Annotated in this window: 1 protein-coding gene; it reads left to right on the top strand. The window is 46.4% G+C overall.

Going from position 1 to position 239, the window contains the following annotated elements:
- The coding region (locus tag VJI94_RS08790) for an Lrp/AsnC ligand binding domain-containing protein (protein WP_324009099.1) at positions 1-239 on the top strand (239 nt) is incomplete at both ends.

Below are 239 nucleotides of genomic sequence, written 5' to 3'. Positions count from 1 at the left end.
ATTCGTTGAGATTACTCTGAATCGTGGCGCACCGGATGTGTTTGAACAATTCAATACCGCTGTACAAAAACTTGAAGAAATTCAGGAGTGTCATTTAGTATCCGGTGATTTCGACTACCTGTTGAAAACACGCGTGCTGGATATGTCAGCCTACCGTAAGTTGCTGGGGGAAACCCTGCTGCGTCTGCCTGGCGTCAATGACACACGGACATACGTTGTTATGGAAGAAGTCAAGCAGA

It is taken from the genome of Parvimonas sp. D9, from assembly GCF_035282565.1.
Lineage (GTDB): Bacteria > Bacillota > Clostridia > Tissierellales > Peptoniphilaceae > Parvimonas > Parvimonas micra.
This window is presented reverse-complemented; position numbering and strand designations above follow the sequence as displayed.